This window comes from Fusicatenibacter faecihominis (genome assembly GCF_020686945.1).
Taxonomy (GTDB): Bacteria; Bacillota; Clostridia; order Lachnospirales; family Lachnospiraceae; genus Limivivens; species Limivivens faecihominis.
In genome coordinates, this window is sequence record NZ_JAJEPR010000042.1 from 1 (window position 1) to 25,327 (window position 25,327).

Sequence of the window (25,327 nt, forward strand, 5' to 3'; positions counted from 1 at the left end):
TATGTAATGGAAGAAGATGGTACAACACAGAAGACATGGAATACAACCTATACCTTCAAACTGGGAGCAACTGAGGCAGTGATGGATCTCAGTGGAGTAAAAGTTCCTGATGGATATGAGTTAGCAGATTCAGAGACACTGGTAAGAACTGTATACGCTGGAGTGACTAACTATCCGACAGTCGAAGTAAAGAAGGTAAACGAAGTCAAAAAGACCGTCAAAGTTGTATTCACTGTAGATCCCACAAAGGGAGAATTCCCGGGATATGATGGTTCTACAAGCATTCATTACACCATCGATGAGGATTCCGAAGAGCAGTATCTCGTACCGGAAGTAAAAGCAGCAGATGGCTACAAGTTCGTAGGCTGGCAGGTAGAAGGAAAAGAGTCTGGCCATTGGGATGCAGACGCTAAAACCTTCGGAGTAACTGGACTTGCCAACTATCCGGCAGGATCTAATGAAGGATATCTTTCCATTGATGCAATTTTTGAAGCAGTTGAGACTGAAACAGAAGTTCAGAAAACAGTCAAAGTTGTATTCTCTGTAGATCCTGCAAAAGGAGAGTTCCCGGGATATGACGGAGCAGCCACGATTAATTACACCATCGATGAGGATTCTGCAGAGCAGTATCTTGTACCGGAAGTAAAAGCAGCAGACGGCTACAAATTCGTAGGCTGGCAGGTAGAAGGAAAAGAGTCTGGCCGTTGGGATGCAGACGCTAAGACCTTCGGAGTAACCGGACTTGCCAACTATCCGGAAGGATCTAACGAAGGATATCTTTCCATCGACGCTATTTTTGAAGCAGTTGAGACCGAAACAGAAGTTCAGAAAACCGTCAAAGTTGTGTTCTCTGTAGATCCTGCAAAGGGAGAGTTCCCGGGATATGACGGAGCAACCACGATTCATTACACCATCGATGAGGATTCGGCAGAGCAGTATCTTGTACCGGAAGTAAAAGCAGCAGATGGATACAAATTTGTAGGCTGGCAGGTAGAAGGAAAAGAGTCTGGTCGTTGGGATGCAGATGCTAAGACCTTCGGAGTAACTGGACTTGGATTCTACGAGGAAGGATCTAACGAAGGATATCTTTCTATCGACGCAATTTTTGAAGCAGTTGAGACCGAGCCGAGTACTGAGCCGACAACCGAGCCGAGCACTACACCGGTAACTGAGCCGAGCACTGAGCCGACAACCGAGCCGAGCACTGAGCCGGCAACCGAGGCACCGACCAGCGAGTCTGAGACCAAGGTAACTGAGAGCGAGACTCAGACCACCGAAGCACCTGCAACAACAAAATCTGATGACAACAATTCCAATAAGTCAGCAGATGCTGGAGTTAAGACTGGTGATACAACAAACGTAATGCCGCTTGTAATCACTCTGTTCGCAGCAGTAGCTCTGATGGTAGTTTTTGCTCTGAGAAAAAGAAAAGTAGTGAAATAATCTGATTTTCTTTGGGGAAAGGAGAATTCGGAAGGATTCTTCTTTCCTTTTCTGATGAAAATAGTAGGAAGCGTCTGTGAGGAAGAAAAATGAGTAGGGCAGATTTTAATGTAAATAGGACAAATCGTCGAAGTCAGCATGGCAGCAATAAAAAAGGTGGACGAAGACGTGTGAAACGCATTATCATTATGGTTATCTTCTATGTGTGCGTCCTGGGAATACTGGAATTGATTGCAAACTTTTTCTTTGGGGAAAGGGTCGGAAGAGGAAATGGTGTAGCTAAAAAAACTGTTTCGGAAGAAACGGTGACATTGCAGACAGTAGATAAAGAAGAACTGCTCAGTCTGATTAAGGACACAGAAGAAATTAACAGAAGTAACTATACCGAGGAATCAGTTGCAGTATTAGATCAGAACATAGCAGAAGCTCAGAATGTTATGAAAAATTCCGGTAGTCAGGCTGAATTGGACAATTGTTATACCAATATTGTAAAAGCAATTCAAAAGTTGAAAAAAACAGATGAGACAGAAACAGCAAATGTAAGTGATTCAAATCAAAGTACTGAAGGAAAATTTACAGTAAATTAAAATATCAGACAGTCATAAAAACAGGGTGTACCCGTGCAAGGTACACCCTGAACTTTTAATCTTAATCCTGCTTCTTAAAATGAATCATCTTTCCATTCTGCAGCTCCAGCGTATCAGTATCGAGAGGACTTTGGCTACGAATCAGGAATTTGTGGTCTGTGACGAGGCGGTCTCCGCCCTGGATGTGTCGATTCAGGTACAGATTATCACCATTTTAAAGGATATGCAGGAAGAGATGGGACTGACCTATCTTTTCATCTCCCATGATTTCAGCATTGTGCGCTTCATCAGCGACGATGTGGCGGTGATGTATTTCGGGCAGATTGTGTAGATGGGAAGTAAGGAGCAAATTTTCGATCATCCCTCCCATACCTATACCCGGGCGCTGCTTTCCGCGGCTCCGGTCTTTACCAGAAAAGAGAAAGCGGAGAAGAAGAGAGTCCTTCTGGAGGGCGACCTTCCGACACCGTTCAATCCGCCGAAGGGCTGCCGTTTCGTGAGCCGGAGCCAGCTGAAAAATCAGGCCCTTGTCATGGTGCGGGAGACCATTTATCCCTTCATCAAAGAAGTGGAAGAGCTAAAGGTGGCCTTCGACGATCCGGGGATCGTCTATGTGGAGGATAACGATACGGCTTTCAGCCTCTGCAAACAGATCCCGGCCTACATGTGTGTGGTCCAGAGCACGGAAATCTACCGGAAGCTGAACATTCCGGTTTCCATGGTGATCTACTCCTTATGATATAGCCAGTATACCATGAAGAAGAAAAGGGGAAATAATGAATTTTTTTCATGAGCCCCATGCCCGGGCCGGAAGTCGTTGTTAAAAGATTTGACTTTGCCCGTCTGCATTGGTAGAATAAGGAGTAAAAGGCTTTTTGGAGGAAAAAGAAATGTACTATGTACCGGAAGGCACGAAGACGTGCGGTTATTATGAGTGTAAGAAATGTGGAAATCGTTTTCTTTCCATGCAGACCATGAGCAGGATCCCGTGTCCGGACTGTGCGGCGGAGATCGACTACGAGATCGGCCCGGATGAGACCATGGAGGATGTGGTGGACACCGCCGTCCTTTTGGAAAAAATCGAGGGCGAAGAGGAAGTGGCCCGGATGGACGCCCTCTTAAGCCTGGCTGTCACCGGTGGAAATTTTGATTGGATTTGAGTAGGAGAGCAGAGGATGCAGCGTTTTTGGCCCAGGTATTATGAAAAATTTGTCTGTACGGCGGATCAGTGTCCCAGGACCTGCTGTCAGGAGTGGAAGATCCCGGTAGATGAGGCCACGGAAGAACGGTGGCGAAAGCTTGCGCCGCCTCAGGCGGTGAAACCTCAGCGGAAAGCTCTGAGCGCCTATATTATAGAGAAGGAAGAGACCCGTGTCATTGGCCTGAAAAAAGACCACCGCTGTCCGTTTCTCACGGAGAAAAAGCTCTGTGCCCTCGTGAGCGCCTACGGAGATGAGGTGCTTTCCGAGACCTGTACAGATTTCCCGAGAGAGGTGCACGTCTTTTCCGATCATGAGGAGGAGACGCTGATGCCCTGCTGTCCCGCGGTCATTGATATCTGGAAAAAAGAAGAGCCGGGCTTTCCAAACATTCCGGGGGAAGAGGAAAACCTCCTTTTCCTGCTACGAAAGGAGATTCTGGATCTTCTGGCAGAAGAAAAAATTTCTCCGGAGGAAGCGCTTCTCGCTGCTTTCTATATCCTTCTGGATTTAAAGGGACGGAAAAAGCCGATCCCTGCCGATGTGAGCGACTGTTTTTCTGAAAAAACGAAAAAAGAACTTCTGAAAGCCATCCGGAAGGTGTCTCTCCCGACGGAAGATACGGCTCTGGAGTGCAACGAGATTCTCCAGGATCTTGCAGTCAACTACCAGAACGAGGGGCTTTACGGGGATTTTCTGGATTCCGTGCTGGAGCTCTCAGCGGCCATTTCCGATGGGGAATGGGACGAGGTTCTGGAAGAAAAATGGAACGTATTTTTACAGGAATGGAAAAAATGGGATGGACTCATCCGGAAATTCCTGATGAACGAGATCTTCTCCGACCTGGTAGCGGCAGATTCGGATCTTGAAAGCCTGATCCTCCGCATGGAATGGATTGCCCTTGAGTACGCGGGGATCCGCCAGAGCGCTTTCTTAAACTGGAGCCTTAAAGGCGAGGGCACTCTTGCCTATGAGACGCTCCGGGATGCTATCGTGGTGCTGACCCGGATGACCGGGTACGAGGAAGAGGATATTCGGGAATACTTGGAAAACAGCTTTGAATGTCCGCTATGGGAGTGGGGCTATTTCGCTCTGGTACTGTCCCGGGGTGCAGAATAAATGATGAGGAAAAGAAAGGTTGTTGTGGAAGGCGTGGAGACGAAGGAAGAGGCGGAGCTTCTGAGAAACTACGGCTGTGATTTCTTCCAGGGCTACTATTATTCGAAACCGATTCCTGAGGAGGAATTTGTAAAGCTCCTGGATCAGCAGTAAAATAAAAAAAGAACAGCTTCATCGGCGGGAAAACCGGTGAAGCTGTTCTTTTTTTAAGGGTGATCGTAAGCATTGATGGGGGCGGTGAAAACCTCAAAGCGGCCGGCATAGATTTCCGTGAGAAGAGCGTTGGTCGTACGGAGGGCTTTGTGAAGGTTTTCGAGGCTTAAAAGGCCGGTCTCGTTGGCCTCGGAGAGCTCATCCAGGTCCACAACTTTGATGAAGCCGTCGGGATAGACCAGAACATCGGCCAGCAGGTCGGTAAAGACATAGGTATCGGTCGCCTCGTCATAGGAATGGGTGACGATATCACAGTACCAGCAGATCTGGGTGCCGTCGGCCTTGTAAAATTTGCTGACCTTGACGCCTTTGTCGAGGAAGTAGCAGGAGAAACCGTGGTGCAGGTCTTTTTTGGGCTTTAAGGTGTTCCAGCGGGTGATGATCGTTTTTTCATCGCGGTAAAGGAGCTCGTCATCCTTCAGGAGGATGCACTCTTCAGGAATGAGACGTTTGCGGTAGAGGGTCGGTCTTTTCATGGAAAACACTCCTTTCATCATTACGGACCAGGGTCAGGGAATCGTCCTCAACGAACTCCTGGTGAGTTGATTTTCTTTTGTAATAAGAAAGATTGATGGAATCCGGATCATCCAGGTTGAGAAACTGGCTGGGGGTGTATCCGGTGATTTCCTTGAATACCCGGTTGAAGGTCCGGATATTGTTGAAGCCGGAGGAGAGCGCGATATCGAGGACCCGCTTTCCCGAGGCCTTGAGCTCAGCGGCGGCGTGTTCCACACGGATCATATTTAAGTAAGTGACGAAGTTGATGCCCATGAGGCGTTTGAAGACCCGGGAAAAATAGCTCTCGCTGAAGTTCATCTTTTCCGCGGCGAAGGAAAGGGTGATGTCCTCGCCGTAGTGGGTGTCCATATAGGCGAGAAGCTGCTGCATTTCCTCCAGCATGTGGGAACGGCGGTTCCCGGTGGTTTCCGGGGCCTCCCGGGGAAGAACTCTCCGAAGCCGGTACCAGAAAGAGCGGAGCGTCGCGGTGACGATCTCCTGGTAGTAGGGCTTCTGGGCAGCAAGCTCTGTATGGGTCGTCTTAAAAAGATCTGCAAGTTCCCTGGTGAGCCCCCAGTTCTCCACCATTTTTGCCGTGATCAGCGGGTGGGCAAAGTTGGAATGGCGGTAGAGGGGGCTTACCACACTGGGATCAAAAATAAGAAAATCCAGTTCATTTTTCATCTCCGAGGAATCGCTGTAATGGATGTCGCCGGTATCGATGAGGACCAGATCTCCTGCCCTGGCTGTGAAGTTGTGTTCATTGATGCAGAAGCGGGCAGAGCCGGAGCGCAGGTAGACCAGCTCGATCTCCTGGTGCCAGTGGGCCAGGAAGCTGATGTTGGTATAGGCACACTGCCATACCATAAAGTCAGACCTGTAGTTCCGGACTTCGTGAAAAGCTTTCATGGGCACTCCTTTCTGTGGAAAAAAGGTGGCGGAGGGGTCCGTCGTCTTTGTTACGATACAGTATAGCGAAAAGGACAAAATTTGTCTATATCCGAACAGAAATTTGCGTGCATTTTTTCTGCAACTGTTGTATAATTAGTACACAATGAAAAGGTTTTTGGAAAAACCATTGTCAAAAACGCTTAAAAACAAATGGAGGTAAGTAAAATGGCAGAAAGCAGATTAATCGGCGGATATCCGGTAATCGGTATCAGACCGACCATCGACGGACGCCGCGGTCCTTTAAAAGTTCGTGAGTCTCTGGAAGACCAGACCATGAATATGGCAAAATCCGCAGCAAAATTATTTGAGGAGAACATCCGTTATTCCAACGGAGAGCCGGTAAAAGTAGTTATCGCAGACACCACCATCGGACGTGTGGCTGAGAGCGCTGCCTGTGCTGAGAAATTCCGTAAAGAAGGCGTTGATATCACCCTGACCGTAACTCCCTGCTGGTGCTATGGCGCAGAGACCATGGATATGGATCCCCAGACCATCAAAGCTGTATGGGGCTTTAACGGTACTGAGAGACCGGGTGCTGTATATCTGGCATCTGTTCTTGCTACCCACGCACAGAAAGGCCTGCCGGCATTCGGTATCTATGGCCATGATGTTCAGGAAGCTGACGACACCAGCATTCCCGCAGACGTAGAGGAGAAGCTTCTCCGTTTCGGCCGTGCAGCAGTTGCAGCAGCTACCATGAGAGGCAAATCCTATCTGCAGATCGGTTCCGTTACCATGGGTATCGGCGGATCCATCATCGATTCTGACTTCATCGAGTCCTACCTGGGCATGAGAGTGGAGTCCGTAGACGAGGTAGAGATCATCCGTCGTATGACCGAGGGTATCTATGATGAGAAGGAGTTCCAGAAAGCGCTTGCATGGGCAAAAGAGAACTGCAAGCTCGGCTTCGATAAGAACCCGGAGTTCCTCCAGAAGAGCGACGAGGAGAAAGAGAAACAGTTCGAGTTCGTTGTAAAGATGGCTGTTATCGTAAAAGACCTGATGAACGGCAACAAGAACCTGCCGGAAGGCTGCGAGGAAGAGGCTGTCGGCCACAACGCAATCGCAGCTGGTTTCCAGGGACAGAGACAGTGGACAGACTTCTATCCGAACGGCGACTTCGCAGAGGCAGTCCTGAATACTTCCTTTGACTGGAACGGTGCCCGTGAGCCGTATATCCTGGCTACCGAGAACGACGTTCTCAACGGCCTTGGCATGCTGTTCATGAAACTTCTGACCAACCGTGCTCAGATGTTCGCAGATGTCCGCACCTACTGGAGCCCGGAGGCTGTCAAGAAAGCTACCGGCTACGAGCTTGAGGGCGTTGCAAAAGAGAGCGGCGGCTTCATTCACCTGATCAACTCCGGTGCCTGCTGTCTGGATGCAAGCGGCGAAGCTAAGGATGAGAATGGCAACGGCGTTATGAAAGAATGGTGGAACGTAACTGAGGAAGACCAGAAGGCTATCCTGGATGCTACCACCTGGAACGCAGCTGACCTCGGATACTTCCGTGGCGGCGGATACTCCAGCCGTTTCCTGACCACAGCTGAGATGCCGGCTACCATGATCCGTCTGAATCTGGTGAAAGGCCTTGGCCCGGTTCTGCAGATCGCAGAGGGCTGGACTGTTAAACTGCCGGATGAGGTTTCCGACAAACTCTGGAAACGTACCGACTATACATGGCCCTGCACCTGGTTCGCACCGCGCTGCGATGGCAAGGAAGGCCCGTTCAAGACTGCTTACGATGTAATGAACAACTGGGGTGCAAACCATGGCGCTATCAGCTACGGCCACATCGGTGCAGACCTGATCACCCTTTGCTCCATGCTCCGTATTCCGGTTTCCATGCACAACGTTCCGGTAGAGAAGATCTTCCGTCCGGCTGCCTGGAACGCATTCGGAATGGACAAAGAGGGCGCAGATTTCAGAGCCTGCAAGAACTATGGTCCGCTGTACAAATAATTATTGAAAATGAGAACTGCCGTCCGGGGTGTGGAAACCTTGGGCGGCAGTTTTACTTTGGAGAGAAAAAGAGCTTCCGGCGCTGATGGCTGGAAGCTCTTTTGGGTGATGAATTAAATCAGCAGGACAGAATGTTTTTGGCGTCCTTTACATAATTGTCCACGTCCTCTTTCGTGATGACCTTCTGGGAATCCCAGCGGCAGGGGTGTCCCACACCCAGGACCCGGCGTTCTTTGCGGTAATATTCCTCTACTTCTTTGGATTCAAAATGCAGTTCTGCCATAATACCCATCTCCTTTGAAAAAATCCCCCGTTGATAAGTGGTGAATAGTTATATTTTATCACCGTTGACGGAAATTGGAAAGATATTTTTGCGCGTTCAGTTGTAATTTATCAGAAAATATAGTAGAATCAATATAACTTCTGCAAAGCAGAGAGAGGAGGAGAAAAATGGAAACAACGTCCATCTGCTGGCTGGCAGTGTTTGTTCTGCTGATTGTGATCGAGCTTGCGACCATGGGGCTGACAACGATTTGGTTTGCCGGCGGCGCCGTGGCGGGATTTATCGCCTCCATGCTCGGTGCAAACGTAGTGATTCAGGCAGTCGTATTCTTTGTGGTGTCGATTGTGCTTCTGATCTTCACCAGACCCTTTGCCGTGCGGTATATCAATTCCAACAAGACAAAGACAAACATCGACGGCCTCATCGGTCAGGAGGCTCTGGTGCTGGAGGAGATCAACAACATCCGGGAGACCGGCTGTGCCCGTCTGGAAGGGAAAGAGTGGACCGCCAGAAGTGTGGATGATACCGTGATCCCCGCAGATACTGTAGTGATTGTGGAGCGGATCGAGGGTGTCAAGCTGATCGTAAAAACAAAATAGGAGGAGTAAATTATGAATGAAGCGTTGATAGGATCGATTCTCATTGCGATTGTTTTGATCGTAATTCTTATGATTCTGGTTTCCTGTATCAAAATTGTCCCCCAGGCCACAGCCATGGTTGTGGAGCGTCTGGGCGGCTACAAATGTACCTGGTCCGTAGGCCTTCATGTGAAAGCGCCCTTTATCGACCGGGTGGCAAAACGGGTGATTTTAAAAGAGCAGGTTGTGGATTTCGCTCCTCAGCCCGTTATCACGAAGGATAATGTAACGATGCGGATCGATACGGTTGTCTTTTTCCAGATCACCGATCCGAAGCTTTTCGCCTATGGTGTGGAAAATCCCATCATGGCCATTGAAAACCTGACAGCCACCACCCTCCGAAACATCATCGGAGATCTGGAGCTGGACCAGACCCTGACTTCCCGCGAGACCATTAACACGAAGATGCGCGCCTCTCTTGACATTGCCACCGATCCCTGGGGCATCAAGGTAAACCGTGTGGAGCTGAAAAATATCATCCCGCCGGCTGCGATCCAGGATGCGATGGAGAAGCAGATGAAGGCAGAGCGTGAACGCCGTGAGGCTATTCTGAAGGCCGAAGGTGAGAAGAAGTCCACGATCCTGGTGGCGGAAGGTAAGAAAGAATCTGCCATCCTGGATGCAGAGGCTGAGAAGCAGGCAGCCATCCTGAAGGCGGAGGCCCAGAAAGAGAAGATGATCCGCGAGGCAGAAGGTCAGGCGGAGGCCATCCTCAAAGTGCAGCAGGCAAACGCCGACGGTATCCGTTTCCTGAAAGAGGCCGGAGCCGACGAGTCCGTACTGGCTCTCAAGAGCCTGGAGGCCTGGGCAAAGGTAGCTGACGGCAAGGCGACGAAGATCATCATTCCCTCCGAGATCCAAAATGTGGCAGGGCTGGTGAAATCCGTAAGCGAGATCGCAAAAGATACAGTAGAATAAAAGATAAGGACGCTCAAGAAATTGAGCGTTCTTTTTATGTTCAGCGCATTAGGCCACAGGTAGTTGCTTATGCGCTGAACTGGTAAAAATACTTTACGAACCTTCAAAAACGCGGTATGATAAAACATCATATCCGATATCAGAAAGGAACGATTATCATGAATTTAAAAGGCCGTAATTTTTTGACATTAAAAGATTTTACACCGGAAGAGATCGAGTACCTCATCGACCTTTCCGCTGAACTGAAAGCAAAGAAAAAACAGGGCGTCGTAGACCAGCGTTTCCTGGGCAAAAACGTGGCTCTGATTTTTGAGAAGACCAGTACGAGAACCCGCTGCTCCTTCGAGGTAGCCGCTCATGATCTCGGCATGGGAACGACTTATCTGGATCCCAAAGGCTCTCAGATCGGAAAGAAAGAGAGCATTCCCGACACCGCAAGAGTTCTCGGAAGAATGTATGACGGTATAGAGTACCGCGGTTACGGCCAGGAGATCGTCGAGAGCCTGGCAGAGCACGCAGGCGTGCCGGTATGGAATGGTCTGACTAACGAGTATCATCCGACCCAGATGCTGGCGGACATGCTGACCATCCGTGAGCATTTCGGCCATCTGAAAGGCATCAAGCTGGTATACATGGGCGACGCACGCTACAACATGGGAAATTCTCTGATGATCGTCTGCAGCAAACTGGGTCTTGACTTTGTGGCCTGCACCTCCAGAAAATATTTCCCGAACGAGGAGCTCGTAAAACAGTGTGAAGAGTACGCCAAGGCTTCCGGAGCCACCATCACTCTTACCGAGGATGTGAAAGAGGGCACCAAGGGCGCCGATGTCATTTATACCGACGTCTGGGTATCCATGGGCGAGCCCGACGAGGTATGGGCAGAGCGTATCCATGACCTGACCCCGTACAAAGTTACGGCTGACGTCATGAAAAATGCCGGCGAGCAGGCCATTTTCCTGCACTGTCTCCCGGCCTTTCACGACCTCAAGACCCAGATCGGAAAAGAGATGGGCGAGCGCTTCAACCTCACCGATATGGAAGTGACCGACGAGGTATTCGAGTCTGCCCAGTCCAAGGTATTCGACGAGGCAGAGAACCGGATGCACACAATTAAAGCAGTGATGGTAGCCACCCTCGGGGAGTGATGGAATGAAAAACAGAAAAAACAGCAGTACCGGCGATCTGGAAGCGGTTTCTCTCGTTGCGGGAGTGATTCTGGTTCTCTGCTTTGGCATGATGATCTTTGATCTGGAGGCCGCGCCGGTCTTTATGACGCTGGTCATCGCCATGGGCGTGATCATGAACGGAACAGCGGCGCTGGAACGTTTCTACAGAGAAAAGACCGTATCGGCGATCTTTTTTACAGCGGTGTCCGTGGTGCTTCTGCTGCTCTTTGTGCTGCGTCTGTTTTGGCGGGGTTAAGGATTTATGAAAAGTAAAATTTTGGAGATCCTCCGGAACAAGGATACCTATGTATCCGGACAGGAGCTTTCCGAGCGATTCGGGGTTTCCCGGACCGCAGTCTGGAAGGCCATTCATCAGCTGGAGGAGGAAGGATACCGCATCGAAGCGGTTCCAAGGAAGGGCTATCATATGGTTGAAACACCGGATGTTGTCTGCAAAGAAGAGATTTTAAGCCTTCTGGAGACCAAATGGGCAGGAAGGAATCTGGTCTATCTGGAGACCGTGGATTCCACCAATGATCTGGCGAAAAAACTGGCAGATCAGGGAGCGCCAGAGGGTACCCTGGTGGTGGCCGATGAGCAGACCGGAGGAAAAGGCCGCCGGGGCCGCGCCTGGTGTACGCCGAAAGGCAGCGCCATCGCGATGACAATCGTTCTCAGGCCGGATATCCGCCCGGAGCTGGCCTCTATGGTGACGCTGGTTATGGGACTTTCTGTGGCGAAAGCCATTGAGAGCCTCTATCCCGTTTCCGTGGGAATCAAATGGCCCAACGATGTGGTGGTCAACGGCAAAAAGATCTGCGGCATTCTGACAGAGATGAGCGCGGAGATGACCGGCATCCACTATCTGGTTATCGGTACGGGCATCAACACGAACGTGGAAGAGTTTCCTGAGGAGATTCAGTCTGTGGCCACTTCCCTCATCAAAGAACTGGGAGAAAAGGTCAACCGGGCGGAACTCATCGCTGCCTGCCTGAAATATTTTGAAGAGTATTACGAAAAATATATCGCCGCCGGCAATCTGGCACCCTTAAAGGAGGATTACGAGGCCCTGCTTCTGAACCGGAACAACAAAGTCCGGGTGCTGGAGCCAAATCATGAATACACCGGCCTTTCTCTGGGCATCAATGAAGACGGAGAGCTTCTGGTGGAAAAAGAGGACGGCACCGTGACGGCCGTCTATGCAGGAGAGGTGTCCGTCCGCGGCGTTTACGGATACGTTTAAAGAAAAATCGGAGAGTTTTATCTATGGAAGAAACAAAAAATGTCGTTTTGTGCGCGGCCAGCGCCTACGAGGAAAAATATTATTTGAATCCCGGCTTCAAGGCACTGCCGGAGAATATCAAGAAAGAATTACAGATTTTATGCGTGCTTTACACCCACAAGGTCGGGGGCATTCTGCTCCTGGAGTTTGACGAGGGCGGAAGCCTCATCTTCCGCACGGAAGCCAAGGAAAATGATTTTGCCTATGACGAGGTGGGAAGCGTTCTGGAGATCAAATCCATTCAGCGGGAAAAAAGAGAACTCCTGGAAGAACTGGAAATGTTCTACAAGGTTGTATTTTTAGGGGAAAGCTATGAAGACGCTTAAAATCGGAAATATCGAACTGCCGAATCTCTGCGTCCTGGCTCCCATGGCCGGGGTAACGGATCTTCCCTTCCGTCTCCTCTGCCGGGAGCAGGGCGCAGGTCTTTTGTGTATGGAAATGGTCAGTGCCAAAGCCATTTCCTACCATAACAAAAATACGATTGCACTCTTAAAGATTGCTCCAGGAGAAAATCCCGTGGCTCTTCAGCTCTTTGGCTCTGAGCCTGAGCTGATGGCGGAGGTGGCGGCTTCGATTGAGGATCTGCCCTTTGATATCCTGGATATCAACATGGGCTGTCCGGTGCCGAAGATCGTCAACAACGGCGAAGGCTCCGCCCTCATGAAAGATCCCGCCCTTGCGGGAAAAATCGTGGAGAGTATCACGAAGGCCATCAAAAAGCCCGTGACCGTGAAGATCCGGAAAGGATTTACCGAGGACAGCGTCAACGCCGTGGAGATGGCGAAACGCCTGGAAGCCTCCGGAGCGGCTGCCATCGCCGTTCATGGCAGGACGAGGGAGCAGTATTATTCCGGTAAAGCGGACTGGGAGATCATCAGCCAGGTGAAAGAGGCGGTTTCCGTTCCGGTCATTGGAAACGGCGACGTGGATTCCCCGGAAAAAGCGAAGGCACTACTCGATGAGACGGGCTGCGACGGCATCATGATCGGCCGGGCCGCTGAAGGGGATCCCTGGATTTTCAAACGGGTGAACCATTATCTTGAGACCGGAGAACTTCTGCCTCTGCCCACCAGGGAGGAACGCCGGGAGATGATTCTCCGCCATGCGAAAATGCAGCTGGATGAAAAAGGGGAAAACTGCGGCATGCGGGAGATGCGGAAGCATGTGGCTTGGTATACGGCGGGGCTGCCCCATTCGGCGAGACTCCGTGGCATGGTGGGAGAGATCAGTACCTACCATGATCTGGAAGTCCTGCTGGAAAAATACCTGTAAAAGAGCCAAAAAAGGCTGGAATAATGCGCTTTCCAGGCGCATAGAATCTTGACAAGGCAGGAGTGATAGTTTATAATACTGTGATTGACTGCAGGCGTACTTGATCAGTGAGGAGAGACGGCTGTCTTTCTTCTATGTATGCCGGTTAAGAGTTGACAGAAATGGGAAATTTGGAAAGGGTGCAATAGAGATGGAAGAAAAAAAGAATTTGCTGACCTACGAAGGTTTAAAAGCTCTGGAAGATGAGCTTCATGATTTAAAAGTAAACCGCAGAAAAGAAGTAGCAGGAAAGATCAAGGAGGCCCGCGAGCAGGGAGACCTCTCCGAGAACGCCGAGTACGACGCAGCAAAAGACGAGCAGCGCGACATCGAGGCAAGAATCGAGCAGATCGAGAAAATCCTGAAAAATGCGGAAGTTGTAGTAGAAGAAGATGTGGATCTGGACAAAGTCAGCATCGGCTGTACCGTAAAGGTTCTGGACGAAGAGTTTGACGAGGAGCTGGAGTTCAAGATCGTAGGTTCCTCCGAGGCAAACAGCCTGCAGGGCAAGATCTCAAACGAGTCTCCCGTAGGAAAAGCCCTCATCGGCAAAAAGACCGGCGACGAGATCAGCGTAGAGACCCAGGCCGGTGAGATGAAGTATCAGATTTTAGGAATTCAGAGATCATAAGGAGTGGAAAAAGTGGCAGAACAAAAGAATGAGCAGGCGCAGGATATTAACCAGCTTTTAAAGATTAGAAGAGACAAGCTCAAAGAGCTTCAGGAAAACGGAAAAGATCCTTTTACCATCACAAAGTATGATGTGACCCATCACAGCCAGGAAATCAAGGATCAGTTCGACGAGCTGGAAGGACAGGAGGTTTCCATTGCGGGCCGTCTGATGTCCAAACGTGTAATGGGTAAGGCTTCCTTCTGTAACGTGCAGGATTTACAGGGAAATATTCAGTCCTATGTGGCACGGGACAGTATCGGGGAAGATGCCTACAAAGATTTCAAGAAAATGGATATCGGTGATATCGTAGGACTGAAAGGCCAGGTATTTAAGACGAAGACCGGAGAGATTTCCATTCACGCTTCCTCTGTTACCCTTCTTTCCAAGAGCCTGCAGATTCTGCCGGAGAAATTCCACGGTCTGACCAATACGGATATCCGTTACCGTCAGAGATATGTGGATCTTATCATGAACCCGGAAGTAAAAGATACCTTCATCAAACGTTCCAAAATCATCAGCGCTGTCCGTGAGTACCTTGCAGGACAGGGCTTCATGGAGGTTGAGACTCCGATGCTGGTTGCCAATGCCGGCGGAGCAGCTGCAAGACCTTTCGAGACCCACTTCAACGCACTGAACGAGGATCTGAAGCTTCGTATCTCTCTGGAGCTGTATCTGAAACGTCTGATCGTGGGCGGACTGGAGAAGGTTTACGAGATCGGTCGTGTATTCCGTAACGAGGGTCTTGACACCCGTCATAATCCGGAGTTCACCCTGATGGAGCTCTATCAGGCATACACCGATTATCACGGCATGATGGATCTAACAGAGAATCTGTACCGCTATGTGGCACAGAAGGTTCTCGGAACCACACAGATCGTATACAAAGGCATCGAGATGGATCTGGGCAAGCCCTTTGAGCGTCTGACCATGGTGGACGCTGTGAAGAAATATGCAAACGTTGACTGGAACCAGGTAGAGACTCTGGAGCAGGCAAGAGAGCTGGCAAAAGAGCACAACATCGCTTTTGAAGAGAGACATAAGAAAGGCGATATCCTGAACCTGTTCTTCGAGGAATATGTAGAGGAGCACCTTCTGCAGCCGACCTTCATCATGGATCATCCGGTGGAGATCTCCCCGCTGACCAAGAAGAAACCGGAGAACCCGGACTATGTAGAGCGTTTCGAGTTCTTCATGAACGGCTGGGAGATGGCCAACGCTTACTCCGAGCTGAACGATCCCATCGACCAGAGAGAGCGTTTCGCAGCACAGGAGGAGGCTTTCGCGGCAGGTGATGAGGAGGCAAACCACACCGACGAAGACTTCCTGAATGCCCTTGAGATCGGTATGCCGCCCACAGGTGGTATCGGCTTCGGTATCGACCGTATGTGCATGCTCCTGACCGGCGCAGAAGCCATCAGAGACGTGCTCCTCTTCCCGACAATGAAGTCCTTAGATGGTGTAAATAAGAAAAATGATGTAAATAATACAGTTTCTGAAGCACCGGAAAAAAATGTAAAAACTGAGTCTGAAAAGATTGATTTTTCTAAGGTAAAGATTGAGCCTTTGTTTGAGGAAATGGTAGACTTTGATACATTCAGCAAGTCAGATTTCCGTGCAGTAAAGGTTAAAGAGTGTGTTGCAGTACCGAAGTCAAAGAAACTGTTACAGTTCACTCTTGATGATGGAACAGGCACAGACAGAACCATTTTAAGCGGTATTCATAGCTTTTATGAGCCGGAAGAACTGGTTGGAAAGACTCTTATCGCTATCACAAATCTTCCACCGAGAGCGATGATGGGCATTGACTCTTGCGGTATGCTCCTCAGTGCTATTCACGAAGAAGAAGGCGAAGAAAAGCTCCATCTTCTGATGGTTGATGATCACATTCCAGCAGGTGCAAAGCTCTATTAAGATGAGAAACTGAGCCTTGCGGCGGTGTGCGCTTGCGAACACCGACATAAGGCGAAAAACGCACGGAGACGCCAGTCGACGTGATGTAAAGATGTACCGTTTTACCGAATAGACGGGACGTACTTCATTTGATAAAAAACTGAAAAAACAGCGATTTACATCAAACTTACATCAATTGATGCAAAATTAAGTGCAAGCAAGAAAAAATCGCATAATTAGCAGAATGAATGGGCAGTCCTGAAATCGGGATTGCCCATTTTTAAAACAAACAGAAATACAAATAGGAATTGACAGAGGTAATGAAATGTTTGAAGAATTAGGAATTAGTTTTGGCACAGCACTAATCGTCTTACTTGCATTATATTTTATAATTAAGTGGGCGGTCAAAAATGGAATAAAAGAAGCCTATAGGGATATTACAGGGAAAGTCACTACCGAGGATATTGAGGCAGAACAAATATGTAACGAAGAGGAAAAATAGTTAATAAAGAGAGGTGCATATGCTATGCCAGGTATACTCGTGGTTGAAGATGATGAAAATTTAAATCGTGGAATTACATTCTCACTGAAAAAATCCGGATATGAGGTTTTTTCAGCAGAATCAGTGAAAAAAGCGAAAAGAATTGCAAGTGATAATAATGTGGATGTTACCATTTGTGATGTGAATCTTCCGGATGGGAATGGACTGGAATTTGTAAGGTGGATGAGATGCAATTATAATACATACATTATTTGCCTTACAGCACTAGATCAGGAGATGGATCAGGTCATGGGATATGAAGCAGGGGCAGATGATTATATTACAAAGCCGTTTAGTCTTTCGGTACTTCTTTTGAAAATAGAAGCACATTTCCGCCGCAGACAGGAGAAAACGGAAGCCGGAAAGATGATTTCGGGAGATATCGTATTTATCGCAGGAGAAATGAAAGTCCTGATAAAGAGTCGTGAAATCAGTCTGACAAAAACGGAGTTGAAAATGCTGACTTTTTTTCTGCAGAATCCGAAACAGATTCTTTCAAAAACACAAATATTGGAAAATGTGTTTGATCTGGAAGGGGATTTTGTGGATGAAAATACAATCGCTGTCAATATCAGAAGACTCCGTGAGAAAATCGAAGACAACCCGGCTGCACCGGTCTATATAAAGAATATCAGAGGTCTTGGGTATATATGGAATCAGGAGGTAAGGCAGTGACAAAGAGATATCGCAAGAAGATCACAGTAGCGCTCTCCTTGGTATTACCTGTCATGTTATTGTTTGCAATATTAAATTGCTTTACCATGTATGTGTTTTATGAAGATTATAAATATAAAATGAATCTTATGACAGAGATTGCTGCAAAGGAAGAATTTTCCGGGCTGGATGCTGTTTCGGAATTGCTTAAGGATAAGGATATTGAAACTAACGAACAGGGAAGGCGATTATTGGAGCAATATGGATACTGGGGGAATAAAGGGAATGCATTTTATTCGCAATTCCGGCATCAGGTTATGGTGACCGGTGCTGTAAGCACTGTGATATGCGTGCTTTTTTTGACTTTTTTACTTTATTGGAAGAAAAAAGAAGATGCGTGTCATCAGAAAATTTTAGACCAGTTGGAAGAAATTCTGATCAGATTCCGTGAAAATAAATTTGATGATTTACTGAAAACGGAAAATCACGCAGAACTGGAAAAATTGAATGACCAGCTTGAAGCAATCGGACATCATATTCAGCTGCTAAAGGAAGAAGCACGGGAAGAAAAAGAGAGCACGAAAGAAATGGTTTCTGATATTTCTCACCAGTTAAAGACACCGGTTGCAGCTTTGGATATATGTTTTAGTGTGCTGATGCAGAATGACTTAAGTGCCATAGAACAGGAGGAGTTTCGTGTCCGTTGTCGGAGTGCTCTGGATGGACTGGAGACATTATTGCAGTCGCTTCTTGAAATATCCAAGATGGAAACTGGACTGATTCAGATGAATAAGAAAAAACTTCCGCTTATGGATACTGTCATATCTGCTGTGAACCGTACTTATCCCAAAGCGGATGAGAAAGAAATTGAATTCGTTTTTGACTATGAAAAAGAGCTGGAAGCATGCACGATTATGCAGGACAAAAGGTGGCTTGGTGAAGCTGTGATCAACGTTCTGGATAATGCAATCAAGTACAGCCCGAATGGTTCAAAAATATTTATCCGGTTACAAAAAAGAAACGATCTTGTAAGAATGGAAATTGAGGATCAGGGAATTGGTATTCCGAAGAATGAGTATCACAAAATTTTTCAACGATTTTACAGAGGAAGTTCCAAGGAGGTCATGGAAAAGAGTGGTACAGGAATCGGACTTTTTCTATCGAGAGAAATTATCGAAAAACACGCAGGTACGATTACGGTAACCTCCGGCAAAAAGAAAAAAGGAAGCACGTTTGTGATTCAATTACCATATGTTGGTTAAATTTTAAGTGAGCAGAAATCTTACAATTCTGTAAGACTTCTGCTCGTTTTTTGAAAGTGAAATGAAAGATTGTCCTGATACAATTTGGATGTAGGTTGAAAAATGACCAAATATATAAACAGGCAAAGAAAGCGTGCTGAAAAGGTACGCTTTACAGAATTGAAAAGGAGGCAACACATGAGTGTGATATTAGAAACCAAGCAGCTTTGTAAGTTTTATGGCGCAGGTGAGAATCAGGTCAAAGCGGTCAATCAGGTGGACATTCAGATTGAGCAGGGAGAATTTGTCGCAATTGTTGGAAAGTCAGGTTCCGGTAAAAGTACATTACTTCATATGCTTGGAGGGCTAGACACCCCGACAAAAGGCAGTGTTACTTTAGCAGGGAAAGATTTATACAGGATGAAGGAAGATGCCCTTGCTGTTTTCCGCAGAAGAAAAATCGGATTTGTTTTTCAGGCATTTAATCTGGTTTCATCTGTTAATGTCTGGGAAAATATTGTACTGCCACTGGGGCTGGATGGAAGAAAAGTGGATGAAGCGTATGTAAATGATATCATTGCAACTCTGGGGATTGAAAACCGGATTTATAATCTGCCAAATCAGTTATCCGGAGGACAGCAGCAGAGAGTAGCAATTGCAAGAGCACTGGTGAATCGTCCGGAAATTATATTTGCAGATGAGCCGACAGGAAATCTTGATTCTAAGACCAGTGATGAGGTAATCGCCCTGCTTAAGATGACAGCAAAAAAATATGGACAGACAATTGTAATGATTACCCATGATGACGAAATTGCACAGGTCGCTGACCGTATTCTGGTGATTGAGGACGGACAGGTGGTGGATTTCAGATGAAGACAATAAGCAGGATTGCATATAGCAATGACAAAAAGAACAGGACAAGAAGTATACTGATTATGATGTCCATATGTCTGACTACGATGCTGCTTGTGATTATCAGTACTGTGGGAAATGGAATGATACGTTTACAGAAAAGTCAGGCGGCAAGCTCATACGGAAGCAACTACGGCCTGTTTATCGCCGCAGATGGTACGCAATTAAAAGAAGTGGAACGCAGAGCTGAGATATCTGATATCGGCATCATGTGTACGGAGGGCATCCTGAAAGGAAATGAAAATGGCGGCTTTGTCAGTGCGGATGAAACGGTCAGGAAAATGCTTCCCTATAATCAGGAATATGTGTTGAAGGAAGGTACCTATCCGGAAAAGGCGCAGGAAATTGCCGCAGGACGCGCTTTCTTTGATGCAGTGGGATACCATGATGTAAAGGTCGGAGACACCGTAACATTGGAGTACCGTTCCGGCATGCAGTCGGAATACGCACCGGTGGAATTTACTGTCAGCGGGATTTTATATGACCGGGATGAATATACCATCGAGGCTTCCTATGTTGTATTCGGTTCGCAGGATTTTTATAATGAGCGTGTTGCGGAGGGTGACAGGCAATATAATATCTATTTTACCTTGAGCGATTCTGCAAATGTATCTATGAATAATGTTGCGCCTGTTATAAAAGAAATCGCGGATTCCTGCGGCATTGACCAGAAAAACGTGATCATCAATGACCTCTACCTGCAGTGGGTATTGCAGCCGAGCTATGAAATGATTGTGGTTTGTGGAACCCTGATCCTCGGAATCGTGCTGTTTTCCGTTGTGGTCATTTATAATATCTTCCAGGTCGGGATCGCCCAGAAGGTTCAGGAGTACGGAAAAATCAAGGCGCTGGGTGCAACCAGAAAGCAGATGAAGCAGTTGATCTTTCGTGAGGGCATTCTTCTGGCGATTCCTTCGATACCGCTGGGGCTGCTGTTTGGTTTCCTGATTGCAAAAGTCAGCTTCAACTGGCTGGTGGAGCAGGGAAATCTGGTATCGTCCGGAATCAAGAACCATCAGGTGCCTCTGTTTTCACTGACAATTATGCTCATCTGCATTTTTGTATCGTTTCTTACGGTCGTTTTGGCTCTGCGCAAACCCATGAAAATTGTTTCCCGGATTTCACCCATCGAAGCGACACGGTATCTTGACGGCTCCAAAACGCAAAAACAGGGCAGACGAAAAGGCAGAAAAGATGTCACCGTTTTCTCCATGGCAATGGCAAATGTGACAGGCAATCCGAAAAGAACCATTGCTACGATTCTTACCATGGGGCTTTCCTGTGTATTGTTTGTAATTATCTCTAATTATGTTGGGAATATTGATACGGAGCACGAGGCGCGGATTGCAATCAACCATGGACAATTTGAGTTGCAGCTGGATTATTCCCAGAATTATGATGAAGCCTATTCGGAGAATAATCTGGACACAATCCTACAGAACAACCCACTGAATGATTCTTTGATTAAAGAAATCAAATCCATTCCCGGTGTAACGGATGTACTGACGAGAGAAATCGTCTCTGCAGATTTGAACGGAACAAAATTTCCGGTTGCAATCGTAAATCAAGAGGATTTTGAAATGATGCGCGGGGGTGGCGATATCGGTTCCATGGACTATGCACAGGCTGTCAAAAACGGGGATGTTTTCTTTGGCTGGTCCATGTGGATGGAAGCTGACGGGTATTCTGCGGGTGCACCGATTACATTCAACTTTGATAACGGAAGCGGAACCTATACCTATCATGGAAAAATCGCAGGCTCCTTTGTAAGCGCGGACACTTATCTGGTCATTCCGGAAGAAGTATACCGCTCTGTAAATCCGAAAGAGACATCTTATGGATACCTGTGGGTGGATTGTGCTAAAAAAGATGTGGCATCTGTAGAGCAAAGCCTGAATGACCTGCTCTCCGATACTTCTCATATCAAGCTGAACACCTATCACGCAGAATTGCAAACCGCAGAATACGCAAGCCGTATGATGAAGCTTGGCTGCTATCTGTTCATGGCAATTGTCGGTCTCATTGGGTTTATGAATCTGGCAAACACCATGATCATCAATATCACCACGAAGAAGCAGGAATACGGTGTGCTGCAAGCGGTAGGCATGACCAATAAGCAGTTGAATCTGAGCTTACAAATACAGGGCTTGATTTTTACGGTTGGCACCATCTGCGTCGCACTTGCTGCCGGTCTGCCCCTTGGCTATGCACTGTTTTCCTATGCGAAGCATAATGGGATTTTTGGAATGAACGTTTATCACGTTCCTCTTATCCCGATTCTTGTTATGATTCTTCTGGTTGGTATTCTACAAATTGTGCTTTCCTGTGTTTTAAGCAGTAATCTGAAAAAGGAAACGCTGGTAGAAAGAATAAGGTATCAGGGATAGCAAGTATTGCTGGGATATTCTCAGTATCATAGTGGCGATAACGAGTACAGCTATTGCAATTTACTTTGGGGAATGGATAAAATCAGTTATTCCTATAGATCTCATTATGTTGTTGCTACTGGTACATATGGTTTATATCGGAATCAGATGTTATGTGAAAGAACGGGGACATTATTAGGGAATAAATAGGATATTGAGAAAACGATGATGTAAACTGTCGTTTTCTCAATTTTTTACTTTATAGGAAAGACCGCCTTCGGCGCTCTCTTGAATTAAAAAATGCCCGCACGGAGGCGGGCACGACAACAAGACGGTCATTGGATTAGAAGATGTAAAAACCTTCTTCTCCAAAGCCGTCATCAAGTTCATCATCGTTTAGAAAATAATCCATATCCAGAAGTTCTTCCTCGCTCATGCGGCGAATGTCCCTGGAAGACATTCCTTCTGGTGGGTTATCCATGTATTTTTTGCGCAGTTTCTCGATATCTGGTTTCATGGTGTTTTCCTCCTTTGAGAGGATTATATCACAGAATCCATGAAATTTATGCAGAAGACTGCTTTCTACGAGATCGGGACATTGCTTTCTCGTACATTTCTTCGAGGGAGACGCGTTTGTGGTTATAGTAAAGTTCCAGAAAGAGCATTTCATGTTTACAATCCGGACAGTTCAGTGGATCATATTCAAAAGAAGAAAGGATAGCAGTCCGCCATCTGTTGAAACTGCGAAATACATGGCGTTTTTCTTTTGAAACTGCCAGGTAAAGATTTTTATCTATTTTGCGGTGCCGGGCATAAAGCCCGCCATAGCGGATCATTTTAAAGTGCTTTTCCGGGATATGCCGGATCAGACGTTTGATGAAATCCATTGCGGGAATGGTTTCCTGGATGTATTTATCATCTTCATGACGGTTGTAATGAAATGTAACGGTGCCGGCATACTCATCATAGTTGTCAATTCTGGATGTGGCAATGACTGGGCGCCCAAGATAACGTCCGATGTATTTTGCGACTGTTTCCGGGTTGCATTTGTTTGGTTTTGCATAAACATAAAATCCATCTTTATGGTTTGTATAGCACTGGGATTTTACTTTTTTGAAAGATGATCCAAGCTTGCGTTCCATTTCATCAAGCAGTGCAGTGCGGAAAGCATTACGCAGATAAGTGTAATTGAAGTGATGGACTGGACGCCAGAACCCATCATCGCTGTGTCCACCTTCGGATATGAGACAATGAATATGTGGATTCCATTTTAAATCCCTGCCAAAAGTATGGAGAACCATAATAAAACCAGGTGTATAGTTTTTGACTTGTTCATTTTGAAGAACATATGTGAAATGACACTGGTAACAGCGTGGAAAAGGTAGTTGAGCAGAGTACGGTTTTCCAGGAAAAAGTCACGAAGATTTTCATCAATCGTAAAGACACAATGGCGGTGTTTGACATTAATCAACTTAAAGGACATGGAAGTAGTACGTTCCATAGAATATTTGTTTCCGCAGGTAGGGCAGAAACGACTGTGACAACGGAATGGAACAAATTTAAGCTTGCCGCAGTGCGGACATCCATACATGGCACCGCCAAAAGATGGATCACCACAGTTGATCATCTTATCAATGTTTTCCGTTTCAGAAGATCTGAGATGGAGTGTACATTTGATTTCTTCATAGTAGTCAGTAAAGATTCTTTGTAAAATATTCATAAGGCTATTATGCAGGAAAAAACAGAAAAAAGAAACCCCTATCCCCTCAAGATTGAGGGGCAGGGGAGTTGAAGTGTCGAAGACACTTTTTTGTGTAATAAATGATTATTCCTCCGCACCCAGCCAGTTTGTCTTAAAGAGATAAAACAGAAACACGATTGAGCTCAGGGTCCAGGTCAGGGGATAGGCCCAGAAGACGACTCGGATGGAGTGAATGAAGTGGACGGTGACGGTGATGTAGGTGACGCGGATCACGCACCAGCAGACCATCATGACGATCATAGGGACGATGGATTTCCCGGCACCACGGAGGATTCCGGCGGCACAGTGGGAGAAGGCCAGCAGGAAATAGAAGAGGGCGGCGGTCCGGGCCTGGGTGGTTCCATACTGGATGACTTCCGGCGTACGGTTGAAGGCGGAAATCATATAGGGAACGAAGATGAACATGACGACACCCACCAGCTCCGCCAGAGTGATGGAACAGAGGACGCCGAACCGGGCGCCTTTTTTCACGCGGTCATATTTCTTCGCACCGATATTCTGGCTGGTGAAGGTGGTCATGGACAGGGCAAAGCAGGTCACGGGGAGAAAAGCGAAGCCCTCCACTTTTGAGTAGGAACCGCAGCCGGCCATGGCCATTTTTCCAAAGGAGTTGATGTTGGACTGAACCACCACGTTGGCCAGGGCTATGATGGAGTTCTGAAGGCCGGCGGGAAGACCGTTGGAGATGATCTGCCGGAGCATGAAGAAGTCCAGCCGGATTTTTTTCAGGGAAACCCGATATTCCTCGGGGCTTCTTAAGAGCTGCCGGAGACAGAGAGCGGCGCTCAATGCCTGGGAAATTGTGGTGGCGAGAGCCGCTGCGCCGACGCCGAAGCGGAAACCGGCGACCAGGATCAGGTCCAGAATCACATTTGTGATGGAGGAGATGATCAGGTAGTAGAGCGGATGTCTGGAATCGCCGACGGCCTGAAGGATTCCGACGAAAATATTGTACATGACGAAAAAGATCGAGCCTGCAAAATAGACCTGAAAATAAACCGTTGAATTTGGAAGCACTTCATCCGGAGTGCCCATGAGAATCAGGATTTTCGGAGCGAAGATCACGCCGACGAGAGAGAGAACGACGCCGCAGATCAGGCCGAAAGCGATGGTGGTATGGATCGAGCGCTGGAGCGACTCCTTTTCACGGGCGCCAAAATACCGGGCGATCACGACTCCGGCACCCACGGCAATACCGTTGAAAAAACCGACCAGAAGAAAAATCAGGTTGCCGGAAGAGCTGACTGCGGCCAGGGCATTGCTCCCGAGAAAATTTCCCACAATGAGGGAATCGGCCATGTTATAAAGCTGCTGAAAAAGGTTTCCGAGAAAGAGGGGAATGGCGAAAGCGACGATGCTTTTCCAGATCGTTCCCTCGGTCATCGAAGTGGTGTTTTTTGTTTGTGATGCCATCAGAAAAAGACTCCCATCTGCCGTAAAAGGCTGTAATTATATCCATTGTAATCAATAAAAAAGGAAACGTCAATGTTCGAGAGAGGCGGACACGGGGAAAAACAGCAGGTCTTAAGAGAAAAGACAGGATTTTTCATAAAAAAGATAGGCATTTTTCTGAAAATCTGCTAGAATAAGAGTAGTCTCCCAAATAAGGGAACGAAGTTTAGGAAAGAACAAGCGAGGAGCTTCCTGTATAATTCAAATATAGGGAATTCCAAGAAAGAAGGTTGAGAAAAAGAAATACCTCAGAGTAAAAT

General features: G+C 47.4%; 27 protein-coding genes and 2 pseudogenes. 23 read left to right on the forward strand and 6 right to left on the reverse strand.

Going from position 1 to position 25,327, the window contains the following annotated elements; all coding sequences use genetic code 11:
* The 7 genes and pseudogenes from LKD71_RS15585 to LKD71_RS15615 all read left to right on the forward strand — a co-directional run.
* Positions 1 to 1,443 (forward strand): annotated as a pseudogene (locus tag LKD71_RS15585) (hypothetical protein); the annotation flags it as partial.
* An 89-nt stretch (positions 1,444 to 1,532) separates the two neighbouring features.
* Complete coding sequence (locus LKD71_RS15590) at positions 1,533 to 2,030, forward strand: hypothetical protein (protein WP_227616145.1); 498 nt, start codon at positions 1,533 to 1,535, stop codon at positions 2,028 to 2,030.
* Between the two features lie 130 nt (positions 2,031 to 2,160).
* On the forward strand, positions 2,161 to 2,361 hold the full coding sequence (locus LKD71_RS15595; RefSeq protein ID WP_227616146.1) for an ABC transporter ATP-binding protein: 201 nt from the start codon (positions 2,161 to 2,163) through the stop codon (positions 2,359 to 2,361).
* Positions 2,362 to 2,769, forward strand: a complete 408-nt coding sequence (locus LKD71_RS15600) for an oligopeptide/dipeptide ABC transporter ATP-binding protein (RefSeq protein ID WP_227616147.1) — start codon at positions 2,362 to 2,364, stop codon at positions 2,767 to 2,769.
* A gap of 151 nt (positions 2,770 to 2,920) precedes the next feature.
* The gene (locus tag LKD71_RS15605) at positions 2,921 to 3,190 is read left to right on the forward strand and encodes an FmdB family zinc ribbon protein (RefSeq protein WP_178046138.1); all 270 of its coding nucleotides are present in this window, start codon (positions 2,921 to 2,923) and stop codon (positions 3,188 to 3,190) included.
* Positions 3,191 to 3,205: 15 nt separating this feature from the next.
* Entirely contained in the window at positions 3,206 to 4,348 is a 1,143-nt protein-coding gene (fliB, locus tag LKD71_RS15610) for a flagellin lysine-N-methylase (RefSeq protein ID WP_227616148.1), read from the forward strand.
* On the forward strand, positions 4,349 to 4,501 hold the full coding sequence (locus LKD71_RS15615; protein WP_227616149.1) for an EAL domain-containing protein: 153 nt from the start codon (positions 4,349 to 4,351) through the stop codon (positions 4,499 to 4,501).
* A 53-nt stretch (positions 4,502 to 4,554) separates the two neighbouring features.
* On the opposite strand, the gene LKD71_RS15620 is transcribed toward LKD71_RS15615, so the two are convergent.
* Positions 4,555 to 5,037: a DUF402 domain-containing protein gene (locus tag LKD71_RS15620; RefSeq protein ID WP_227616150.1), complete on the reverse strand. Its 483-nt coding sequence runs from the start codon at positions 5,035 to 5,037 to the stop codon at positions 4,555 to 4,557.
* Positions 4,997 to 5,968: an AraC family transcriptional regulator gene (locus tag LKD71_RS15625; RefSeq protein ID WP_227616151.1), complete on the reverse strand. Its 972-nt coding sequence runs from the start codon at positions 5,966 to 5,968 to the stop codon at positions 4,997 to 4,999. The genes LKD71_RS15620 and LKD71_RS15625 overlap by 41 nt, the downstream gene beginning before the upstream one ends.
* A gap of 207 nt (positions 5,969 to 6,175) precedes the next feature.
* On the opposite strand from LKD71_RS15625, the gene LKD71_RS15630 reads away from it, so the two are divergent.
* Positions 6,176 to 7,972, forward strand: a complete 1,797-nt coding sequence (locus LKD71_RS15630) for an L-fucose isomerase (RefSeq protein WP_178046133.1) — start codon at positions 6,176 to 6,178, stop codon at positions 7,970 to 7,972.
* Positions 7,973 to 8,090: 118 nt separating this feature from the next.
* Here LKD71_RS15630 and LKD71_RS15635 read toward each other — a convergent pair whose 3' ends face one another.
* On the reverse strand, positions 8,091 to 8,255 hold the full coding sequence (locus LKD71_RS15635) for a hypothetical protein (protein WP_178046132.1): 165 nt from the start codon (positions 8,253 to 8,255) through the stop codon (positions 8,091 to 8,093).
* A 167-nt stretch (positions 8,256 to 8,422) separates the two neighbouring features.
* Here LKD71_RS15635 and LKD71_RS15640 point away from each other — a divergent pair, with 167 nt between their 5' ends.
* From LKD71_RS15640 to LKD71_RS15710, 15 genes are all read left to right on the forward strand, one after another.
* A complete protein-coding gene (locus LKD71_RS15640; RefSeq protein ID WP_227616152.1) occupies positions 8,423 to 8,854 on the forward strand; it encodes an NfeD family protein in 432 nt (143 codons plus the stop codon).
* A gap of 12 nt (positions 8,855 to 8,866) precedes the next feature.
* Complete coding sequence (locus LKD71_RS15645) at positions 8,867 to 9,811, forward strand: SPFH domain-containing protein (protein ID WP_178044692.1); 945 nt, start codon at positions 8,867 to 8,869, stop codon at positions 9,809 to 9,811.
* A 158-nt stretch (positions 9,812 to 9,969) separates the two neighbouring features.
* Complete coding sequence (gene argF / locus LKD71_RS15650) at positions 9,970 to 10,959, forward strand: ornithine carbamoyltransferase (RefSeq protein WP_178044691.1); 990 nt, start codon at positions 9,970 to 9,972, stop codon at positions 10,957 to 10,959.
* 4 nt (positions 10,960 to 10,963) lie between these two features.
* Positions 10,964 to 11,236 (forward strand): hypothetical protein, encoded by a 273-nt coding sequence (locus LKD71_RS15655; protein WP_178044690.1) that lies wholly within the window; start codon positions 10,964 to 10,966, stop codon positions 11,234 to 11,236.
* Positions 11,237 to 11,242: 6 nt separating this feature from the next.
* The gene (locus LKD71_RS15660) at positions 11,243 to 12,223 is read left to right on the forward strand and encodes a biotin--[acetyl-CoA-carboxylase] ligase (protein WP_227616153.1); all 981 of its coding nucleotides are present in this window, start codon (positions 11,243 to 11,245) and stop codon (positions 12,221 to 12,223) included.
* A 23-nt stretch (positions 12,224 to 12,246) separates the two neighbouring features.
* Complete coding sequence (locus tag LKD71_RS15665; protein WP_178044688.1) at positions 12,247 to 12,588, forward strand: DUF6145 family protein; 342 nt, start codon at positions 12,247 to 12,249, stop codon at positions 12,586 to 12,588.
* Positions 12,575 to 13,537, forward strand: coding sequence for a tRNA dihydrouridine synthase DusB (dusB, locus tag LKD71_RS15670; protein ID WP_227616154.1), 963 nt, complete (start codon positions 12,575 to 12,577; stop codon positions 13,535 to 13,537). The genes LKD71_RS15665 and dusB overlap by 14 nt, the downstream gene beginning before the upstream one ends.
* A gap of 190 nt (positions 13,538 to 13,727) precedes the next feature.
* Entirely contained in the window at positions 13,728 to 14,207 is a 480-nt protein-coding gene (gene greA, locus LKD71_RS15675) for a transcription elongation factor GreA (protein WP_178044686.1), read from the forward strand.
* A 12-nt stretch (positions 14,208 to 14,219) separates the two neighbouring features.
* Positions 14,220 to 16,160, forward strand: a complete 1,941-nt coding sequence (gene lysS, locus LKD71_RS15680; RefSeq protein WP_227616155.1) for a lysine--tRNA ligase — start codon at positions 14,220 to 14,222, stop codon at positions 16,158 to 16,160.
* Between the two features lie 304 nt (positions 16,161 to 16,464).
* Positions 16,465 to 16,641 carry a DUF6019 family protein gene (locus tag LKD71_RS15685; RefSeq protein WP_021939191.1) on the forward strand — a complete coding sequence of 59 codons (177 nt, stop codon included), beginning with the start codon at positions 16,465 to 16,467 and terminating at the stop codon, positions 16,639 to 16,641.
* A gap of 24 nt (positions 16,642 to 16,665) precedes the next feature.
* Positions 16,666 to 17,355 (forward strand): response regulator transcription factor, encoded by a 690-nt coding sequence (locus LKD71_RS15690; protein ID WP_008120506.1) that lies wholly within the window; start codon positions 16,666 to 16,668, stop codon positions 17,353 to 17,355.
* Positions 17,331 to 18,596, forward strand: coding sequence for a sensor histidine kinase (locus LKD71_RS15695; protein ID WP_227616156.1), 1,266 nt, complete (start codon positions 17,331 to 17,333; stop codon positions 18,594 to 18,596). The genes LKD71_RS15690 and LKD71_RS15695 overlap by 25 nt, the downstream gene beginning before the upstream one ends.
* Positions 18,597 to 18,773: 177 nt before the next feature.
* Positions 18,774 to 19,448: an ABC transporter ATP-binding protein gene (locus LKD71_RS15700; RefSeq protein WP_006426335.1), complete on the forward strand. Its 675-nt coding sequence runs from the start codon at positions 18,774 to 18,776 to the stop codon at positions 19,446 to 19,448.
* A complete protein-coding gene (locus tag LKD71_RS15705) occupies positions 19,445 to 21,874 on the forward strand; it encodes an ABC transporter permease (protein WP_334302599.1) in 2,430 nt (809 codons plus the stop codon). The genes LKD71_RS15700 and LKD71_RS15705 overlap by 4 nt, the downstream gene beginning before the upstream one ends.
* Complete coding sequence (locus tag LKD71_RS15710) at positions 21,864 to 22,052, forward strand: DUF6040 family protein (RefSeq protein ID WP_330399192.1); 189 nt, start codon at positions 21,864 to 21,866, stop codon at positions 22,050 to 22,052. Before LKD71_RS15705 ends, LKD71_RS15710 begins: the two co-directional genes overlap by 11 nt.
* A gap of 144 nt (positions 22,053 to 22,196) precedes the next feature.
* Here LKD71_RS15710 and LKD71_RS15715 read toward each other — a convergent pair whose 3' ends face one another.
* From LKD71_RS15715 to LKD71_RS15730, 3 genes and pseudogenes are all read right to left on the reverse strand, one after another.
* The gene (locus LKD71_RS15715) at positions 22,197 to 22,370 is read right to left on the reverse strand and encodes a hypothetical protein (protein ID WP_227616158.1); all 174 of its coding nucleotides are present in this window, start codon (positions 22,368 to 22,370) and stop codon (positions 22,197 to 22,199) included.
* A 46-nt stretch (positions 22,371 to 22,416) separates the two neighbouring features.
* Positions 22,417 to 23,573: pseudogene (locus LKD71_RS18800) on the reverse strand (IS91 family transposase).
* 105 nt (positions 23,574 to 23,678) lie between these two features.
* Positions 23,679 to 25,028 carry an MATE family efflux transporter gene (locus LKD71_RS15730; RefSeq protein ID WP_227616161.1) on the reverse strand — a complete coding sequence of 450 codons (1,350 nt, stop codon included), beginning with the start codon at positions 25,026 to 25,028 and terminating at the stop codon, positions 23,679 to 23,681.
* Positions 25,029 to 25,327 lie beyond the last annotated feature (299 nt).

Excerpts from the sequence above, each read along its gene's own strand:
- LKD71_RS15655 (WP_178044690.1), top strand. The coding sequence starts at position 10,964 with ATGAAAAACAGAAAAAACAGCAGTACCGGCGATCTGGAAGCGGTTTCT.
- LKD71_RS15695 (WP_227616156.1), top strand. The coding sequence starts at position 17,331 with ATGGAATCAGGAGGTAAGGCAGTGACAAAGAGATATCGCAAGAAGATC.
- LKD71_RS15635 (WP_178046132.1), bottom strand. The coding sequence starts at position 8,255 with ATGGCAGAACTGCATTTTGAATCCAAAGAAGTAGAGGAATATTACCGC.
- LKD71_RS15620 (WP_227616150.1), bottom strand. The coding sequence starts at position 5,037 with ATGAAAAGACCGACCCTCTACCGCAAACGTCTCATTCCTGAAGAGTGC.
- LKD71_RS15605 (WP_178046138.1), top strand. The coding sequence starts at position 2,921 with ATGTACTATGTACCGGAAGGCACGAAGACGTGCGGTTATTATGAGTGT.
- fliB (WP_227616148.1), top strand. The coding sequence starts at position 3,206 with ATGCAGCGTTTTTGGCCCAGGTATTATGAAAAATTTGTCTGTACGGCG.
- LKD71_RS15660 (WP_227616153.1), top strand. The coding sequence starts at position 11,243 with ATGAAAAGTAAAATTTTGGAGATCCTCCGGAACAAGGATACCTATGTA.
- LKD71_RS15615 (WP_227616149.1), top strand. The coding sequence starts at position 4,349 with ATGATGAGGAAAAGAAAGGTTGTTGTGGAAGGCGTGGAGACGAAGGAA.
- greA (WP_178044686.1), top strand. The coding sequence starts at position 13,728 with ATGGAAGAAAAAAAGAATTTGCTGACCTACGAAGGTTTAAAAGCTCTG.
- dusB (WP_227616154.1), top strand. The coding sequence starts at position 12,575 with ATGAAGACGCTTAAAATCGGAAATATCGAACTGCCGAATCTCTGCGTC.
- LKD71_RS15685 (WP_021939191.1), top strand. The coding sequence starts at position 16,465 with ATGTTTGAAGAATTAGGAATTAGTTTTGGCACAGCACTAATCGTCTTA.
- LKD71_RS15625 (WP_227616151.1), bottom strand. The coding sequence starts at position 5,968 with ATGAAAGCTTTTCACGAAGTCCGGAACTACAGGTCTGACTTTATGGTA.
- LKD71_RS15645 (WP_178044692.1), top strand. The coding sequence starts at position 8,867 with ATGAATGAAGCGTTGATAGGATCGATTCTCATTGCGATTGTTTTGATC.
- LKD71_RS15700 (WP_006426335.1), top strand. The coding sequence starts at position 18,774 with ATGAGTGTGATATTAGAAACCAAGCAGCTTTGTAAGTTTTATGGCGCA.
- LKD71_RS15665 (WP_178044688.1), top strand. The coding sequence starts at position 12,247 with ATGGAAGAAACAAAAAATGTCGTTTTGTGCGCGGCCAGCGCCTACGAG.
- LKD71_RS15715 (WP_227616158.1), bottom strand. The coding sequence starts at position 22,370 with ATGAAACCAGATATCGAGAAACTGCGCAAAAAATACATGGATAACCCA.
- LKD71_RS15590 (WP_227616145.1), top strand. The coding sequence starts at position 1,533 with ATGAGTAGGGCAGATTTTAATGTAAATAGGACAAATCGTCGAAGTCAG.
- LKD71_RS15705 (WP_334302599.1), top strand. The coding sequence starts at position 19,445 with ATGAAGACAATAAGCAGGATTGCATATAGCAATGACAAAAAGAACAGG.
- LKD71_RS15730 (WP_227616161.1), bottom strand. The coding sequence starts at position 25,028 with ATGGCATCACAAACAAAAAACACCACTTCGATGACCGAGGGAACGATC.
- LKD71_RS15690 (WP_008120506.1), top strand. The coding sequence starts at position 16,666 with ATGCCAGGTATACTCGTGGTTGAAGATGATGAAAATTTAAATCGTGGA.
- LKD71_RS15600 (WP_227616147.1), top strand. The coding sequence starts at position 2,362 with ATGGGAAGTAAGGAGCAAATTTTCGATCATCCCTCCCATACCTATACC.
- LKD71_RS15630 (WP_178046133.1), top strand. The coding sequence starts at position 6,176 with ATGGCAGAAAGCAGATTAATCGGCGGATATCCGGTAATCGGTATCAGA.
- argF (WP_178044691.1), top strand. The coding sequence starts at position 9,970 with ATGAATTTAAAAGGCCGTAATTTTTTGACATTAAAAGATTTTACACCG.
- LKD71_RS15640 (WP_227616152.1), top strand. The coding sequence starts at position 8,423 with ATGGAAACAACGTCCATCTGCTGGCTGGCAGTGTTTGTTCTGCTGATT.